This is a genomic window from Thermanaerothrix daxensis, assembly GCF_001306145.1.
Taxonomy (GTDB): Bacteria; Chloroflexota; Anaerolineae; order Anaerolineales; family Anaerolineaceae; genus Thermanaerothrix; species Thermanaerothrix daxensis.
In genome coordinates this window covers 186,023-202,969 of record NZ_LGKO01000006.1, presented here as the reverse complement: position 1 = coordinate 202,969, position 16,947 = coordinate 186,023, and the positions used below count along the sequence as shown (strand labels likewise).

11 protein-coding genes are annotated in these 16,947 nt (G+C 64.9%); 3 read left to right on the top strand and 8 right to left on the bottom strand.

The genetic code is table 11. The annotated features are described in order from the left end of the window. Window positions 1-5: 5 nt before the first annotated feature. The 3 genes from SE15_RS13560 to SE15_RS14660 all read right to left on the bottom strand — a co-directional run bounded on the left by SE15_RS13560 (window position 6) and on the right by SE15_RS14660 (window position 3,400). Complete coding sequence (locus SE15_RS13560; RefSeq protein ID WP_054522662.1) at window positions 6-2,381, bottom strand: EAL domain-containing protein; 2,376 nt, start codon at window positions 2,379-2,381, stop codon at window positions 6-8. A gap of 83 nt (window positions 2,382-2,464) precedes the next feature. Beyond that, window positions 2,465-2,827: a hypothetical protein gene (locus SE15_RS13555; RefSeq protein WP_054522661.1), complete on the bottom strand. Its 363-nt coding sequence runs from the start codon at window positions 2,825-2,827 to the stop codon at window positions 2,465-2,467. Between the two features lie 366 nt (window positions 2,828-3,193). After that, entirely contained in the window at window positions 3,194-3,400 is a 207-nt protein-coding gene (locus SE15_RS14660) for a transposase (RefSeq protein WP_201778117.1), read from the bottom strand. Between the two features lie 206 nt (window positions 3,401-3,606). On the opposite strand from SE15_RS14660, the gene SE15_RS14655 reads away from it, so the two are divergent. Beyond that, a complete protein-coding gene (locus SE15_RS14655) occupies window positions 3,607-4,230 on the top strand; it encodes a hypothetical protein (RefSeq protein ID WP_236690044.1) in 624 nt (207 codons plus the stop codon). Window positions 4,231-4,331: 101 nt separating this feature from the next. Next, complete coding sequence (locus SE15_RS13545; RefSeq protein ID WP_054522660.1) at window positions 4,332-5,597, top strand: cysteine desulfurase-like protein; 1,266 nt, start codon at window positions 4,332-4,334, stop codon at window positions 5,595-5,597. A gap of 14 nt (window positions 5,598-5,611) precedes the next feature. On the opposite strand, the gene SE15_RS13540 is transcribed toward SE15_RS13545, so the two are convergent. The 5 genes from SE15_RS13540 to SE15_RS13520 all read right to left on the bottom strand — a co-directional run bounded on the left by SE15_RS13540 (window position 5,612) and on the right by SE15_RS13520 (window position 14,882). Further along, complete coding sequence (locus tag SE15_RS13540) at window positions 5,612-9,103, bottom strand: transglycosylase domain-containing protein (RefSeq protein WP_054522659.1); 3,492 nt, start codon at window positions 9,101-9,103, stop codon at window positions 5,612-5,614. Between the two features lie 91 nt (window positions 9,104-9,194). Then, a complete protein-coding gene (locus tag SE15_RS13535; RefSeq protein ID WP_054522658.1) occupies window positions 9,195-9,974 on the bottom strand; it encodes a CPBP family glutamic-type intramembrane protease in 780 nt (259 codons plus the stop codon). Window positions 9,975-10,061: 87 nt separating this feature from the next. Further along, window positions 10,062-12,266, bottom strand: coding sequence for a TadE/TadG family type IV pilus assembly protein (locus SE15_RS14650; RefSeq protein ID WP_054522657.1), 2,205 nt, complete (start codon window positions 12,264-12,266; stop codon window positions 10,062-10,064). A 92-nt stretch (window positions 12,267-12,358) separates the two neighbouring features. After that, window positions 12,359-14,179, bottom strand: coding sequence for a vWA domain-containing protein (locus tag SE15_RS13525; protein ID WP_054522656.1), 1,821 nt, complete (start codon window positions 14,177-14,179; stop codon window positions 12,359-12,361). A gap of 1 nt (window position 14,180) precedes the next feature. Next, window positions 14,181-14,882: a TadE/TadG family type IV pilus assembly protein gene (locus tag SE15_RS13520; protein WP_160316716.1), complete on the bottom strand. Its 702-nt coding sequence runs from the start codon at window positions 14,880-14,882 to the stop codon at window positions 14,181-14,183. A gap of 189 nt (window positions 14,883-15,071) precedes the next feature. On the opposite strand from SE15_RS13520, the gene SE15_RS13515 reads away from it, so the two are divergent. Further along, window positions 15,072-16,943 (top strand): tetratricopeptide repeat protein, encoded by a 1,872-nt coding sequence (locus SE15_RS13515; RefSeq protein ID WP_054522654.1) that lies wholly within the window; start codon window positions 15,072-15,074, stop codon window positions 16,941-16,943. Window positions 16,944-16,947: the final 4 nt, after the last annotated feature.

The following is a 16,947-nucleotide window of genomic DNA, read 5'->3' as shown; positions in this document are numbered from 1 at the left end:
CTCCTTCACGCCAGATCGAGCAGAATCGGCGCCAGCAGGGACTGGCGACGCGCCATGAAGAGCGGCACATCTTCCGCCGCCAGGGGCGGGCTGATCAGGTAGCCCTGAGCCTGGTCGCAGGCCTGGGCGCGGAAGAGGCGCAATTGCTGCAAGGTCTCCACCCCCACAGCCGCCACACGCGCCTGCGCCTGGTGGGCGGCGGCAATCCAGCGCCCCACCGCCTCCGCCGCCTCGGCGGTTGCCGCCAGGCGCTGCAGGGTGGCATAGCCCAGTTTGACCACATCCACTGCCGGCACACTGCGCCAGGCCCCCCAATCCGCTTCATTGATGGTATTGAGGGCCAGGGCAAAACCGGCCTCGCGCAAGGCCTGCAGGGTCTGCGCCACTCCCGGGTCCCCTAGCGGCGCGTCCTGAGGAATTTCCAGCATGATCTGCGCCGGTGCCACCCCCATCTCCGCCAGAATGCGCCGGGCCTGCGCCACCAGGTCCGGAGATTGCAGGCTGGCGCGGGAAAGGTTGATCGCTACGCGGTAGCGCAGCGCCGGCAGCGCTTCGGCCTCCGCCGGTACGCTTTCGCCATGGGCGGGTTGGGTATTCAGCCAAGTGCGCAGGTGTGCCGCTACCTGACGTAACACCCAGGCATCCACCACTGCGGCCAGGCCAGCGGCTTCTACCTGCGGCCAGAACGCCGCCGGGGTCAGCAGGCCCTGGGTGGGGTGCCGCCAACGCAGCAGGGCTTCCAGGTGGGTGAGGCGCCCATCTTCCAACGAGACACCGGGCTGGTAGTAGAGCACGAACTCCCCCGCCTCCAGCGCGCGCTGCAAGGCCATCGCATCCGGTGCGCCCCATGTCTCCCGGTAGAGGTACAGCGTATCCCCATCGCGCAGGTAGTACTCCACCTGGGGCGGCTGGGCGTAGAGGAACAGCGGCAAGCCGCTCTTCTCGGCCAGGCGCAGCAGATCCGCGTGGCGCTTGAGCATCACCGTGCGTCCTGCGGAGGTGAGCGGGCGATCAATTTCGACCACCTGGCCCCCGGCGCGCAGACGCGCGGCCAGTGCCGGCGCCTGGCGGGTCGTCCAGGCTTCCACCCCGGCCAGGAGCAGCAGGCCCAGCGCGGTCATCCCCAGCCCCAGGCCGGCCATCCAGCGCGCCAGCCCAACCGGCAGCGCCAGCCCGAAGATGGACAGGGTATTGGGCCGGCTGACCGAGCGCGTGAGCGTGCCCTCCGCCAGCGGGGCCAGTGGATCGCCTGACTGGCCACCCTCGCGCAGCAGGTACACCTGCTGTTTCTCCACCGCAAACTTCAGCGCCGGTGCAAAGGTCGCCTCCAGGGGCTGACCGGCCAGCGCTCCCATCACCTGCACGTTCGGCGTGACCGAAAGGGTGTACTGGTGGGGCTGCACCCCGGTAAGGGCCTCGGTCTGGCGTAGAAGTTGCTCGAGCAGGCAGAGGTTGAGATCGGCCTGCGTTGAAAAGGCCGTGCCGCTGAAATAGCCCGTCTCTTGCAGGGGGAAGGTGCGCCGCCAGCCATTCGGGGCGGCAATCTCGGCCTGCAGGCGGTACGTCCCACCCCCCTCAAACGGCGCACGGCTCTCCAGGCGGTAATCAAAGGTCAGCGCGACCGTGCAGGCCAGATGGGGGAAGAGCGCTCCACCGCTGGGCACGTGATCGGCATCATACACCCCGCTGACGCGCAGGGGGGCCGTATACGCAAAGGCGCCCCGCTGGGTGTAGGGCAACGCCTCAGGCACCTGCAGCCTGAGCGGGCGGGTGAAGGCAAACAGCCCCAGCACCAGGGAGAGGAAGCCCAGGATGTAAAGGGCCAGCAGGGTGCCCTCGGCGTGATCGGCCAGCCCACCGCTCAGGTGGGTGAGGGCACGGCGGGCCTGCTGGCGCAGGCGCGCACGGGGAGAAGGGGTCTCAGGGGTCATCAGCGTCACTCCAGCCAGGAAGATGAACAGGCCCATCAGGGTTGCCAGGGCGCCGGGCGTGCGCAGAGCGAGGATGGCCGTGCCACCGCCCGGCAGGTGCAGCCAAAACTTGCCCAGGATTTCCGCCGCAGTGGGGGTGTAGCCATCCACCCAGGTGTTGTGATCGCCTTGGAGGAGAAAGCGTTCTCCCACGCGGTCAATGATGCGGTGAAAGACCACGCCCACTTCAGGGTGGCGGTAGGCCACCAGATCGCCGACCTGGTAAAAAGGAGCCGGGCGCACCAGCACCAGATCACCGCGCGCAAAGCGCGGCAGCATGCTGTTGCCGTTGAGGATCAGGTAATCCACACTGCCGCCGAAGGCACGCGGAGCCAGCAAGGCCCACAACACCACCAGCCCTGCCAGGGCCGCCGCCAGCCGCACCCGTGAACCGCGCCACCACCACCGCACCGGGGCACCTCCCGATATGGAACGCAGGGCGCGCCCACATACCGGCCCGCGCGCCCTGCGCCCAATTTTACCCGATTTGGTGATTACTGCGCCGCCACCACGCGCAGGTACGCGGCATCATAAGCACTCACCGCACCCCCTACGTTGCAAGAGTACGTGCTGAGGCTCAGCGTGCAGGAGTACCAGTCCCCGCCGTTCACCAGCTGGATTTTGACCGTTTGGGGAGTATTCGCACCGCTCAGGGTAAATTCCACGGCACTGATCACACTGGGATTAGTGGTGTCCAGAACGTAGTGCACATTGCTGACGGTGTAACCGCTGATGGTGTTACTGCCATCGCCGGCGGAGGAAGCGGGCACCGTGTTGGCCGCCGCGTAGGCAAAGGTCACCGCCGCCAGCACCAAAGCGATTAATAACGGATAGAATAAGCGCATACGCGTTTTCATGAGAGTTACTCCTTTCGGTATCGGGGAATTAATGGGGGATTAACCATGATTCTAAGCACCTAATTATTAATTTCAATAATAGGGAGTGTAATTGTAAGGGAATTGTAAAGCCTGCCGGTGCCACCTATCTCCCCGGCACCGCACCCAGCCCGGCATTCGGCTTCGGCGCGTTTCCGGGTGAGATGCTCACCCCGCCCCGGCCCACCGGTGCCGACAAAGCGTTGAGGCCTAGATGATCGCCTTTTGGGTTAACAAAGCGGCCTGTTCAAGCCCCATGCCGGATTTGCCAGCCGAGGGCCTTCAACCAGTCCGGGGCGGTGGATTCGATCTCAGAACGGGCAAGTACGCCACCGGCCACCCCGACTTTCAGAGATCCAGCGTCGGGTTTTCCCGGTCCAGTTCCCAGCGGATCGGATTATCGGATATGTACTGCCGGATGCGGTTCAACGCTTCATCGTTGCGGATGATGTGTTCGTAGTAATTGCGTTGCCAGACCGCAACGTTGGCGGTTTGGCGGCATTGATTAATCCGTCGCGCCGAAAACGTTTTGAATTGACGAATGATTTCGGGCAATGCGTGTCGTTTCGGTTTCGCCGTGGTCGTGGTGGTAGGGGCGGGTTCGTGGTGGTAGGGGCGGGGTCCATGGCGGTAGGGGCGGGGTTCGTGGTGGTAGGGGCGGGGTTCGTGGTGGTAGGGGCGGGGTCCGTGGTGGTAGGGGCGGGTTCAGAACCCGCCCCTACAGTCACGTCGTCCGGGGCATCGGTGATGATCACAATGCCGTGCACGTGGTTTGGCATGACGACAAACGCATCCAATACGATTCCCGCCACATGATTGACCAAATCATGCCATGTGAATTCGACGATCCGGCCGTATTCATTCAACTGCATTTGCCCCTCCACGACCTCACCGAACAAACACGCCCGGTCCTGGGTGACGATGGTGACGAAGTACGCCCCGGCCCGGGTGTAATCGTACCCCTTCAGGCGGATGGAGCGGCGGTGATGGCAGCCCGGCGGGGTCTGGCCGGGGCCCAGTGGCCGCCGTTCGGGGCCCAGTGGCTGGCGTTTGGGGCGCAGCGGCCGCCGTTTTGGGCGCAGCGGCGCTGCGCCCGTACAAGAATCGCTCATAGGCCTCTCCCCTTCAAAAATCGTTCCGCATCCTGCACGCGGATCTTGCCGCCCCCCAAAGGTGCTTTTCAAAACTGGGGGTTGCGCCATTGGTGGTTTTCTCTGCCATGCCTTTCCCTGCCCTGGATCAAAAATCTACCATCCACCGAATGCGGTCGGCTTGCACAGGCGGTTAAAATTTGTTACGATTGTTCCAACGCCTATACCCCCAGATTGCGCCGTCATCACCGTCGCGCCGCGAGCCACCGCCATGCCCATGGACTTCGCAGTTAAGTATAACAAATCCCACCAGCCTGCCTGCAACCGGAAGGCCGCGCCCGTGAGCGCGGTGTTTCCTCTATCCCCCTATCCCATTCGCCGCGGAGGTTTGTGATATGACCCTCGACCTGAACCTGATTCGTGCGCGTTTTCCCGCCCTGCGCCGCCCGGTGATCTACTTTGATAACCCCGGCGGAACGCAGATCGCCCAGCCCGCTTTGGAGCGCATGATGAACTACCTCACCCTGCACAACGCCAACCACGGCGGCGCCTTTGCCAGCAGCCGCGAGTCGGATGCTGTGCTGGAAACCGCCCACCAGGCCGTGGCCGATTGGCTCAACGCCGCCCGCGCCGAGGAGATCGTCTTCGGCGCCAACATGACCACCCTCACCCTGCACATCAGCCGCTCCATCGCCCGCACCTGGCAGCCCGGAGAGACCATCGTGGTCACCCGCCTGGATCACGATGCCAACATCTCGCCCTGGCTGCTAGCGGCCCAGGACCGCGGCTGCCGCGTGCGCTGGGTGGATTTTCACCCCGAAGACGGCACGCTCGATCTGGACGACCTGGCCCGCGCGCTCGAAGAAAAGCCGCGCCTGGTGGCGGTGGGCTACGCCTCCAACGCCCTGGGGACGATCAACCCGGTCCGGCAGATCACCGAGATGGCCCACGCCGTGGGGGCCTGGGTGTACGTGGATGCCGTCCAGTACGCCGCCCACGGCCCCATAGATGTGCAAGCGCTGGGCTGCGATTTCCTGGTCTGCTCGGCCTACAAGTTCTTCGGCCCGCACGTGGGCGTGCTCTACGGGCGCTACGAGCACCTTGAGGCGCTCACCGCCTACAAAGTGCGCCCGGCACCGGGCACGCCCCCCGGCAAGTTCGAGACCGGCACCCAGAATCACGAGGGCATTGCCGGTGTGCTGGGCGCGCTGGAATACCTGGAGTGGGTCGGGCGCACCTTCGGCGCCGCCATTGACGGTGCGGAGGTGATGGCCTACACCGGACGGCGGCGGGTCTTCAAGCAGGCCATGCTGGCCATCCGCACCTACGAGGCCGAACTCAGCCGTGCCCTGCTGGAAGTGCTGGAAGCCACCCCCGGCGTCACCCTCTACGGCCTGCGCGACCGCGCCCGCCTGGATGAACGCGTCCCCACCGTCAGTTTCACCCTGGAGGGGTGGCACCCGCGCGCGGTGGCGGCGGCACTGGACCGCGCCGGCATCTACGTCTGGGACGGCAACTTCTACGCCCTGGCGGTGACCGAGCGCTTGGGCCTGGAAGAGCGCGGCGGGCTGGTGCGCGTGGGCCCGGTGCACTACAACACGCTCGAAGAAATCCAGCGCCTGGGCGAGGCCCTGCGCCACCTACAGCGCGAAGCCGCCTGAAGCCCCGGGGCGGGCTAACCCGCCCCGGCAGCAGTTGGGCTCGGCGTTTCGGCGGGCGTGGGGGATAGCGTGACCGTGGGAGTCAGCGTGGGGGTGGGGGTCACCGTGGCCGTGGGGGTGGGGGTCGGGGTGGGCGTGGGCACCTGAATATTCAGGTGGATGCGTTTTTCGGCGTAGGTATCTCGCTGGCTCTCCACATATAGGCGCAGCGTCACCCGCCCGGGCGGCACCTCACGCAGGTCCCAGGTCGTCAGCAGGCGCGGCTGGTTCTCACTGGTGTTGCCCGTTGCCAGCGTCGTCCACTCGCCGGGGTCATCCCCCAGCCCGTATTCCAGGCGAAACTCGCGGAACGGCTCCGGCACGGTCACCAGGGCGTAGATTTCCAGCGGGCTGGTGGTGATGGTTTGCCCCTCGCTCAGGTTCGAGAAAAGCAGCAGAGGGCGCGGGTCACCCGGCCGGCACTCCCGCTCGGGCACGAAGACGATGGGATCCTTGAACCCGTACTGCTCCGCCCAGCGCCGCCCTTCTTCGGTCTCGCGAATCCACTTGATGGCGAAGGGGTCGGTGACGTTGAGTGCCAGCACCTCTTTGATAGAATCGGCGCAGGCCGAGGTTGCCCGCAGGCCGGTCCAGGTGTCGATCACCACCTTCTTCCACAGATCGTCCTCTTTGGGCAGTGGCAGCTGATCGTAGGCAAAGTACTCCAGGCGTTGGGAGGGGCACCACTCCGAGGGTTCAGCCCCCGAAACCTCGCAGATGATCTTCTCCACCACACCCGCCGGGCGGATGAAGGGGGTAGGCCGCCCATCGGTGAGTTTCTGGATGGCCGCCTGCATGAATTCGGCCCAGATGGGCGCCGCGCCGGTCAGGCCGGTGGTATTCTGCATGGGGGTGTAATCGGCGTTGCCCACCCACACCCCCACTGCCAGGTCGGGGGTGTAGCCCAGCGTCCAGTTATCGCGGAAGTCGTTGGTCGTGCCGGTCTTGGCGGCCACCGGGAAGGGCAGATTGAGCACCGAGTTGGTGCCAAACATCGGCGCGCGGGCCTGATTGTCGGAAAGGATCGAGGAAATCAGGAAGGCGTGCTCCGGGCGCACCACCTGGTCACCGGCCGGAGGCTGGTACTCATAGACCAGATTGCCCTTGTAATCCACAATTTTGGTGATCGCTACCGGGGGCACGCGCCGCCCGCCGTTGGCAAAGACGGCGTAGGCAGCGGTCAATTCCAGCAGGCTGACATCTCCCCCGCCCAAAGTCAGCGAAAGACCATAATCGGGGCGGGTTAGCGTGGTAATGCCCAGGCGCTTGGCAAAGTTGATCAGCCCGTCCGGCTGGGGGGTGTTGGGGTCATCGTAGATGCCCACGAACTGCAGGGCCTTCACCGCGGGCACGTTGTAGGAATTGGCCAGCGCCACGCGCACGGTCACCGGGCCGTGGAAGCGCCCGTCGTAGTTGACCGGACGGTACGGCTCACGCGGGTCGTTGGGGTTGCCGGAGGGCGGAAACTCGCTCGGCACGTCCCAGATCAGCGTGGCCGGGGTCCAGCCTTTCTCAAAAGCGGCCACGTACGTCAGCGGCTTGATGGCCGAGCCGGGCTGGCGCGGCGCCAGCGTCATGTTGACCTGGCCGGAAATGGCCTCGTTGTAGAAATCGGCGGAGCCTACCATGGCCAGGATCTCCCCCGTGGTGGGGCGGATGGCCACCAGCGCCCCGTTGGTCACGTGGCGGTCGGCCAGTTGGGCGATCTGGCGCTTGACCATCTCCTCGGCCTGCTGTTGCAGGTCCGGATCGAGCGTGGTGTAGACGGTGAAGCCCGAGCGGTAAATGGCATCCGCGCCGTACTGCGCCTCCAGCAGTGAGCGCACATACACCACCCAGTGGGGAAAACGCATCACGTTGGTGGGCGCCTGGAACTGGTAGTTTTCCATCTCGCGCGCCGCTAGCGCCACGTCCTCCTGGGTCACGCATACCGGCTGCAGGCTGGTGCTGACCTCAATGCAGCCCTTCTCCTGGCTCATCTCGTACATCAGGCGCAGGACCTGGCGAAAGCGGTTGAGCGTGACCTCGCGGTTGGTCTCAATATCGTACACCGCGGGCGATTGGGGCAACCCGGCCAGGAAAGCCGCCTGCGCCAGGGTCAGTTTTTCGGCGCTGGTGTGAAAGTACGTCTCTGCCGCCGCCTCAATCCCGTAAGCCAGTTTGCCGTAGTAAATCTCGTTCAGATAGAGTTCCAGAATCTCCTCTTTGGAGTATTTACGGGTGATCTCGGCGGCCAATACGATCTCGCGGGCTTTGCGTTCCACACTGCGCTCGGCGCGTTCATCCGGGGAGAGCAGCAGCGCCCGCGCCAGTTGCTGGGTAATGGTCGAGGCACCCGAAACCACCTCGCCGCTGGTGTAGTTCTGCCACAGAGCCCGTGCAATGGCCCAGGGGTCAAAGCCGGGGTGGTTGTAAAATTCCTTATCTTCGGTGGCCAGCGTGGCGGCGATGAGGTAAGGCGAAATTTTCTCCAGCGGCACGTAGGTGCGCCGCCCGGCGCGCGGGTCAATGATCTCGTAGATCAGGTTGCCGTTACGGTCGAGGATGCGCGTGGTCTCGAACTGCGAGGCGCGCGCCTGCAGGTTGTCCACGCTGGGCAGGTTGGCGGCAATCGAGAAGTAGCGGTAGACCAGGAACGAGCCGATGGCAATCAGCACCACCACCCCGGCAAAAACCAGGGCAATGGCAAGGCGCAGCAGGCAGCCCAGGGCGCGCTTCCTGCCATTGGTCGCGGGCGGCGGGGGTTGGGTGGGCACGCGGGTCTGCGCCGAACGCGGGGGCGGCGGCGCCGGACGGGAGGGGGTGGCCGAGGCCGCCGGGCGTGCCGGGGGCGGCCCGCCGCTGGGGCGCACCGGCGCACCGCTACCGGCGGCGGGAGGACGCGACGGGGGGGTTGGCCGGCTGACGCGGGTCAGGTTGGGATCGGGCACAATCGTCACCCGCTGTGGGGCGCGCGGCGGTGGTGGGGGAGGCGGCAAAGTAGCCTGCTCATCGGTGGCCGGCGGGGAAGGAGGCAGGACACCCTGCGCGTCGGGGGTTGGTGGGGTCGGAGTCTGCGGTGGGAACAGGTCCTCACCAAACCACCCGCCGGTGCGCTCCGGCAGTCCGGTGGGGTGATGCCGCAGGGCCTGGGTCTCGGTGGGAGTTGGCGGCGGTGGGGGCGGTGGGGACGCAGGAGCCGCTTCGTCGGCTTCGGCGCCAGGCGGCGCAGGGGTTGGCGGGGTAGAGGGTGCTTCCGTGGCCGGGGGCGCCTCCGGTGCGGGTTGCTCCGCAGCCAGCGGGGGGGCCGGCGCCGTTGTCGGCGGGGGCGGTGTTTCCACCGGCGGATTTTCTGAGGATGGCGCGGGGGCCGGGGGTGGCACCGCCGCGGGCGACTCCTCCTGAGCCGCAGCGGTCAATCGGCGTAAACGCTCGCCGGGACGGGTGGGTTGCGTATCCTCCAGGTTGCGCGTTTCGTTCTCGCTCATAGGTCTCACCTTTCGGCGCGCCGCCGGGCAAGGGCGACCGACCCGCGCGGCGCGGAGTGTCTCCATTCTAACACAAGAGGAAGGGGGAGGATTAGATCAGCAGGTACCAGGCCAGGCCGCCCAGGACCAGGTTGACGCCCATGTGCGCCCAAGCCGCCGCTTCCCACGATCCCCGGCGCAGCGCCAGCCCGCCCAGCGCCAGCCCGAGGACAAACGCCGGCAGGAGCAACAGGGGCCGCCCCTGCCCGAGGGCAAACAGCGCCGCCGAGAGCATCACGGCGCGCGGACGGCCCCACCGCATAGCAGCCGCATCGAGCAGCGTGGCGCGGAAAAAGCGCTCTTCCACCCACGGTGCAAGAAGCAAGCCAGTTGCCAGCCACAGACCCAGCGCCAGCGGGGGCAGGCCCGGAATGCGCTCCGCCGTGCCGGGCCAGCGACTCTCGAACCCGGCCAGGAGCAGGGCATACCCCAGCCCGGCCAGCCCCCCCAGCCCCAGCCCCAGCAAAAAGGCCGCGCCCTGCCGGCGCAACGAAGCCCATCCACGCGCCAGCAGTACGCTCGGGGGCGGCCACGGCACGGCCAGCGCCAGCGCCAGCATCTGCCACAGATACAGCCAGGGCTGTCCCAGCACCAGCACCTGAGCCGTCCAGGGCAGGGTTTGCGCAGCCGGAGGTGTGCTGATCCCCAGCACGCCCAAGTACAGCCCCCAGGGCAGCAGGTAAGCCAGGCCGAATACCCCCGCCACCGCCCAGCGCGGCCGGCGCTGCAGCCAGCGCAGCACCCGGCGCAACCCGCCCAGCGCCAGGCTCAAAAGCCCCACCAGCAGGGCCAGCAGAATCAGCAGGGGGCGCAGTTCGGCAGAGGTGGGCACGGGCGGTATCGGCAGGCGGGGGCGGTTCCTGCGCGCGGGTCGGGGAAACCCGGGCCGGAGGAACCGCCCCTGGGGGATCCGGTGAGGTTATCCGCAGCCGCCCATGTCCGGCGGGGTCAGGCAGGGCGTAGGCGTGCGGGTAGCGGTCGGACGCACCGTGTTCGTCGGCGAAGGGGTGCGCGTGGGCGTCCGGGTAATGGTGGGCGTGGGAGTAATGGTACGCGTGGGGGTAACGGTGCGCGTGGCAGTGGGCGGTGCCGGCGTGTAGGTGCGCGTCGGCGTGCGGGTAATGGTGGGCGTGCGGGTAATGGTGCGGGTGAAGGTTGGGGTGGGGGTCGGCGCCTGCAGGACCAGCGTGGTCACAATCAGGCTGGATTTCTGGCGGGTGTCGTTGTTGCGCGCCAGGATCGCCACGGTGTAGGTACCGTTCTGGATCACCTGCCCGGGGCGGCTTGAAGCCCCCTGCCACCAGGTATCAACGCCGACGCGCCGTGTGGTACAGTTGCCTTTGCTATCACCGAATAGACAGTAAATCGGTGAGGTATCCTTGAAGTAGTGCACCAGATTACCGGCGCTGTCGTAGACGAAGAAGTACACATAGCGCACGTTTTGATCCCACTTACCGCTCCCCTGGTTGCCCTCCACGCGGGCGCGCAGGCTGAAGTTGAGCCCGGAAATGATCGGCGTGGGTTGAATGTTCGGCCCCATCAAGCCGGTGACGTTCATGGCGCAGGCCAGCGTCGGCACCGGCGTGGGTGGGACGATGTTGTAGTAGATGGTGCCGTTGAATTCACCGCTCCAGTAGAAATTCTGGGATTCCACGGAAACCGGCGTCACACTCATGCGCGGGGTGGGCGTTCCTGGGCCAACCACCGGGTAGGAATTGACGTAGGGCGTAATCCAGAAGGTAAAGGTGTTCTGACCCGGGTTGGGCGAACCGTACACCCATTTGAACCAGGTGCTCCCCAATGCCCCCAGGTTCTGGTTGCTGGGATTGACGAAGGTGTGGGCAAAAGGGTAGGTGCCGGTATCCGACGGGTCGAAAATCTTGGTGTTGTTGTTGTTATTGGCGTACCAGTTGAAGATATGACCGGGACGCGGTCCCTGCATCTGGTTGTGCCAGTTGCCATTCCAGTTCAACGCCGCCCCACTAAATTGAATGAGATAGGGCCCGGTGTTCTGCAATTGAGACTCGAGCACATACCCCCCACTGCTCAGATTCTGGAAGGCAAGGCCTTCCGGCCCAATATTTTGCAGTAGCGAGCAATCCGGCCGTGGGGTGGGCGTGCGGGTGGGGGTGGGAGTATTGGTACGGGTAGGGGTGCTGGTGGGCGTATCGGTGGGGGTCAGAGTAGAGGTGGAGGTGGGCGTTTCAGAGGGGGTGGGGGTGAAGGTGGCCGCCATACCGATCGCGCCGGCCAGGCCGGTCACGCGTGAGACGCGGAACTTTTCCACAATGCCCTCGCGCTGTGCACTGATCAGCAACCCATCCCACCAGGCGCTGGCACCCGGCGTCCACAGGGCGGCCACATTGGGCAGCGGGGTGATCAAGGCATGGCGGTAGGTCAGGGTCACCCGCACGCGGTCGCCCGGCCCGCCGGGATCATCCATGTAACGGATGATATTGCCGTTCTCGTCCATTTCGATGCACACAGGCAGATAACTGTGGTACTGCGAGTCGAGGCGCTCGGCGGTGAGAAAGCCGAAGCGCGGGCTGCCGTCATCGTAATGGCGACTGCTGCAAACCGAGATGGCAAAGTACCCCGTGCGGTTGGGATTCCCGCGGTACTGCGTGCTGAACGAACCAAACGGATGACTGAGGTAGCCGAAGTAATCCTGCGCGATGGTGAAATCATCAAAGGCGGCGGCAATGCCCATGGCGCCGGCTAGCGCCGCATCACGGATCGAAGGCAGGCGCGCCCAATCCTGCAGGCGGTTGGTCATCTCCTCAGCCAGGCGATCATCCTCGGAGGTCACTTTGCCATCGCCGTTCCAATCCCGGCGGGGCGGTACCTTGCAGTCCACCTTACCGTCGGCCAGGTCTTCATCGCCCAGCCCGTAGATGGCATCCGCTTCATCGCAGTAATCGGGGTTATAAGCACCGGTGACGGCGTAACGCACCCCGAAGCGGGCACCGTTTTCCAGCGCCAGCCAGGTCTGCATGAAGCGCCCAAATTCAATGATGCCAAAAACGAGCAGTAAGAGCAGGGGTAACGCCAGCGCAAATTCCACCAGCGCCTGGGCGCGGCGGCGCGGGGCGCGCTTTTTGAAGCGCTCAGGTTCAGGTCGCATCGTTCTCCTCCCCCATCCCACAGACGGGATGAACACGGTAAAAAGGTCGTTGAATGCACAAGCCGATCCTGGAAGCCATCCGGCAGTCCTTTCTAGTCGGTAATGCGCGTGTAGATGCGCGAAGCAATGTCCTCAAAAATCTTGAGCAGGCCACTGCTGGTGCTGGTGTAGTAGTACTGCCCACAACTGCGGTAGGCAGGGGTGGCGGCGCAGGGGTCGGTGGTGCGGTCGCCATCATCGCCCACTGCGGCGGCGTAGCGCAGCAACTTCTCGCCCAGGGCCACATTGCCCAGGCCAATCGAGTAGATGGCCACGTCGTTGCCGCGGGGCTCGCGCGGGTTGGTGGATTTGGTCAGCGCCAGCTGGTCAATCATGTCCATGGCGTAGTCCATAACGCTGTAGCGGTAATCCTGGGGATTCTGAAGCACCCAGGTAGTTCCGGGTGGGCAGGTAGCCGAGTCGGCATCTATACAGTAGCGGGGGGTCAGCGAAGTGTCTTTGCACATGCCCGGCCACCAACCCTGGTTCAGTTTGCCGTTGCAGAAGCCGTTGGGGTAGGCCGCCGGGACGGCCCCGCCGGTGTTGGGGGTATCACCGGGGGTCGTGCCGCCGCTGCCGTAGGTATCACTGAGGTTGGCAAACCCGTCCGAGAGCAGTACCATCACCCAGATGCTATCGGGGCGGGCATCTTCGAAAACGCGCGTGCCGGCACGTATGCCGCAGCCGGTGCAGGTCGAAAGGAAGGACAAAGAGGGTTTGAGGCCCGGCACCCCGTATTTAGCGCGCTCTTTGTCGTAGTAGGCCATACTGGCATCGTGATCGGCCTGAGTGAAGACACCATCCCCGTCCCAATCAAAGGCATCCAGTTTGCCGTTATCATCACAGGGCACCCCGCCAACACCAAAGGGATTGGGAGCACCCTCATCGGTGCTCCACCAGCGGTCGGCCACGCGTGGGTCGGTCATCGGCGGGCAGGTGTAGCCCAGTTTGGCCGGATTGTCGTAATCCGCGCCGTCGCCATCCAGGTCTTCGGGGTTGACCGGGTTATACAGCCTGTAATTTCGCCAGGGCGCCCACATCTTGCCAAAAGGCGGATCGTCGTGCAGTTTAATGCGGTCAATGGCCGCCTTGACCTGATCCAGGTCGTCGCTCATCATGACCAGGTTGCCGTTTTTATCCGGAATGGGGTAGATCACCGCCTGCGAGTCGAAAGTCACCACCCCCACCCGGTCGTAACCGTCGTAGAGTTTGTCCACCAGCACCTTGGCGGCTTCCTTGGCATCACGTAGGGCTTTGCACGAATTGTTCGTATTGCAGCCACCCGGTCCATCCGGGTCGTAATCCGGGCCAAAGCCAGGAGTGCCTTCGGCCATAGATTCGGAAATATCAATCACGATGACCAGGTCCACCGAGGCGGCTTCGGAAATGGCGTCGGTGGTCAGCGGAATGCTCTGAAATCCCATCAGGCTCAGGAAGTACAGCGGAGCATATTGGGTGGCCCGCACATACACCAAGCGGCGTGGGGCCTCACCGCTCGTGGTATCCGGGCAGCGGGTGTAGAAGAACGGCGCCTCCGTTTGTAAATTGGGGTCGGGGCCAAGGACACCGTCGGCATCGCAAATGCGCACCACCAGATCCACCTGACTCATATCCAGGTTGTGCAGTTCCAGCGCTTCCTCCGCCGAACCGACCATGCGGGTGAGGTCCATGGTGCCATCCGGTCTGCGGTTCACCTCACCGCGCTTGAACGAGTTCGCTGCCGCCACCGAGGCTGCATCCACCGCACGCTTGAGATGCCCGTAGGTCACGTAGAGCGAGCCGGCATCAATTGCCAGACCGACGAAAAAGACCAGCGCCAGCAACGTGACGGCGAAAACCACCAGAATTTGACCACGCGGATGGGAGGCGTTCATCTCAGGGCGCTCCAGGAGTGGGAGTGGGTTGGGCCGCCGGCAGGGACATGATGGTGTAGGTCGTAACCTGGAACGGGTCCGGCACAAAGGCGGTAAACACGGGGAGTTTAAGCATCTGCTCATGGCAGTAATACACCTCAACGGCCACAAAGCCCTTATTGGGGGTGGAATAATCCGAAAGCAGGCCTTGCACCACATCCCGGGTGAAATGCGGCGTGGTGCGCACCACGTTACCCCGGCAATCTTTGTTCCAGTTCCCGTAGAGGGAGTAAAAACCTTGCGGCTTGGGCCATACATCGGTCACAATGTTGCCGGAAACGGTATACACGGAAATCACCACATCATCGGTGGCGGGGTTCAGGTAAATGAAGGGGTTCATCCCATTACAGAAGGCGGGATCGGTGCACAGCGAAGACCCCTGCGGGGGCGAAAAGACGCAGGAGGTGGTGAACCAAAAGTCGTAGTACTCCACATTGCTGCACGAACGCTCGCCGATGTGGGCGCTCTGGAAGGGATCTCGCACCGAAGCGAAGCGCGCCGCCTCGCGGGTGAGGTCGAGCAGGTCGAGGTACCGCCCGATAAAAAAGGCCACCTCCACCACCCCCAGCAGCAGGATCAACAGCACCGGCAGTACCAGCGCCAACTCAAGGAAAGATTGGCCGCGCGGCCTGGGGGTACGAATACACAACAAAGGACGTCTCACAGGGCTGTTCTCCATTGATCTAGAAAGGCCAATCGGTTAAGCACCGCCTGGGCTTTCCCTCCAGTACGGCCTGTTTTTACAATAGCCGAAAGCCGGCCCAACTGTCAAGCCATCCTTAGGATTCTGTAAGGTGACTGTCATGGTTTTATCACCATTTTTTCATCTAATTTTCACAATCGAGACGGCACAATGCCGCGGCTCCTGGCTTCTCCTGCCAGAGCAGAACTGGGGCACCTCATCTTGCCCCTGCGGGCGGGCTGTGCTACACTTTTCACCAGAATGGCCGATGAAAAGATCCTCGAAGAAGTGCGCACCGCTCTGGCCCAGGGGCAGCGCGCCCGTGCGCGCGACCTGCTGACCCGGCTGCTGCGCCGCGACCCCAACCAACCGGAGTACTGGCTGTGGATGAGCGCCGCCGTGGAGACGTCCAAAGAGCGCCTCTACTGCCTGCGCGAGGTCCTGCGCCTGGATCCCGATAACCTGGATGCGCGGCGCGGTTTGATTCTCATGGGGGCCCTACCGCGCGATGAGCGCCTGGTGGTCCCGGCAGCCCTGCAACGCCGCTCCTGGCAGGTTGAACTGGAAAAGCCGCGCGATGAAGCCACCCACCACCTGTGGCGGCGCATCGCCCTCTACGGCGGTCTGGTCCTTCTGGTCGTCGCCCTGGTGACGCTGGGCGTTTTCAGCGTCAACCGGCTGCGTCAGCGCGCCCAACCCACCCGCCCCGCCATCTCGTTCCAGCCCTTGCCCACCGCCACCCCTCTGCCCCAGGCGCAGACCGCCGCCACTCCCAACCCCGCCTTCACCCCCACCATCACCCCGCCCTGGGCCGCCCTCGCCGCCACTTACACCCCCACCCCGGCTTATGGGCGTACCCCACACCCGATCATCGAGGCGTACGGCCTGGGCCTGCGCGCCTTTGAGCGCGGAGATTACAACCGCGCCATCCAGTACCTGGATCAGGCGGCTCAGATTCAACCCGCCGCCGATATCTACACCCTCATCGGGGATATCTACCTGAGCCGGGGGGCTTACACCCAGGCTTTGCAGGCCTACAACCAGGCCGTCCAGACCGATAAAACCTATGCCCCGGCCTACCTGGGGCGTGCCCGCGCTCTGCGCAAGAGCGCGCCCAATTCCGAAAAAGAGGTCCTCCGCAACCTGGAAGAGGCACTGCGCCTGGATCCCAACCTGGCCGAGGCGCACCTGGAACTGGCCATGCTGGCTGCCGAACAGAATGACCTCGCCGAAGCCACCCGCCAGCTGGAGCAGGCAGCCGCCCAACTGCCGGATTCCCCGCTGGTGGCTTACTACCGCGGCTGGATCGCCCTGCAGGCCAACGACCTGGATGAGGCCCTGCGCCAGGTGCAGGAAGCCCTGCAACGTGACCTGGCGCTGCTGCCGGCATACCGCCTGTTGGGGCAGATCTACCTGCTCCAGGACCGGCCTGCACAGGCCATTCCTCCCCTGGAGGTGTACCTGACCTACGGCCCGCCCTCCCCCGACGTAGAGGCCCTGGGCTGGCTGGCGCAGGCCTATGCCCGCGAGGGGCGTACCGGGCCAGCGCTAGCCCTGCTCGACCGCGCCCTGGCCACCGACCGCCTGAACTTGGCCCTGTGGCTGCAACGCGGCGAGGTCAACCTGGAAGCCGGTAACTACGCAGACGCCCTGGAAGATTTCAAGGCCGCGCTGAACCTCAACCCGCGCTCCTTGGCGGCCAGCCTGGGCCTCGGGCGCGCCCTGTTGGGGCTGCAGGCTTACGGCGATGCCTACATGCAGTTGAGCAAGAGCGAAGGGCTGGCACGCAGTGAGGCGGACAAGGCGGCCATCTACTACTGGCGCGCCCAGGCCGTTGAGTCCCTTGACCCCCGCGCGGCCTACGCCGATTGGCAGCGCCTGCTGGCCCTGCCCGAGACGGCCATGCCCGCCGCCTGGCGTGCCCAGGCACAGGCGGCCCTGGCCCGCCTGGCCACCCCCACACCCACCCCGCTGTATTCTGCGACCCCCACCGGCACCCCGCCCAAAGCCACCCCCACCCGTGCGGCTACCGCCATCCGCTGAGGGC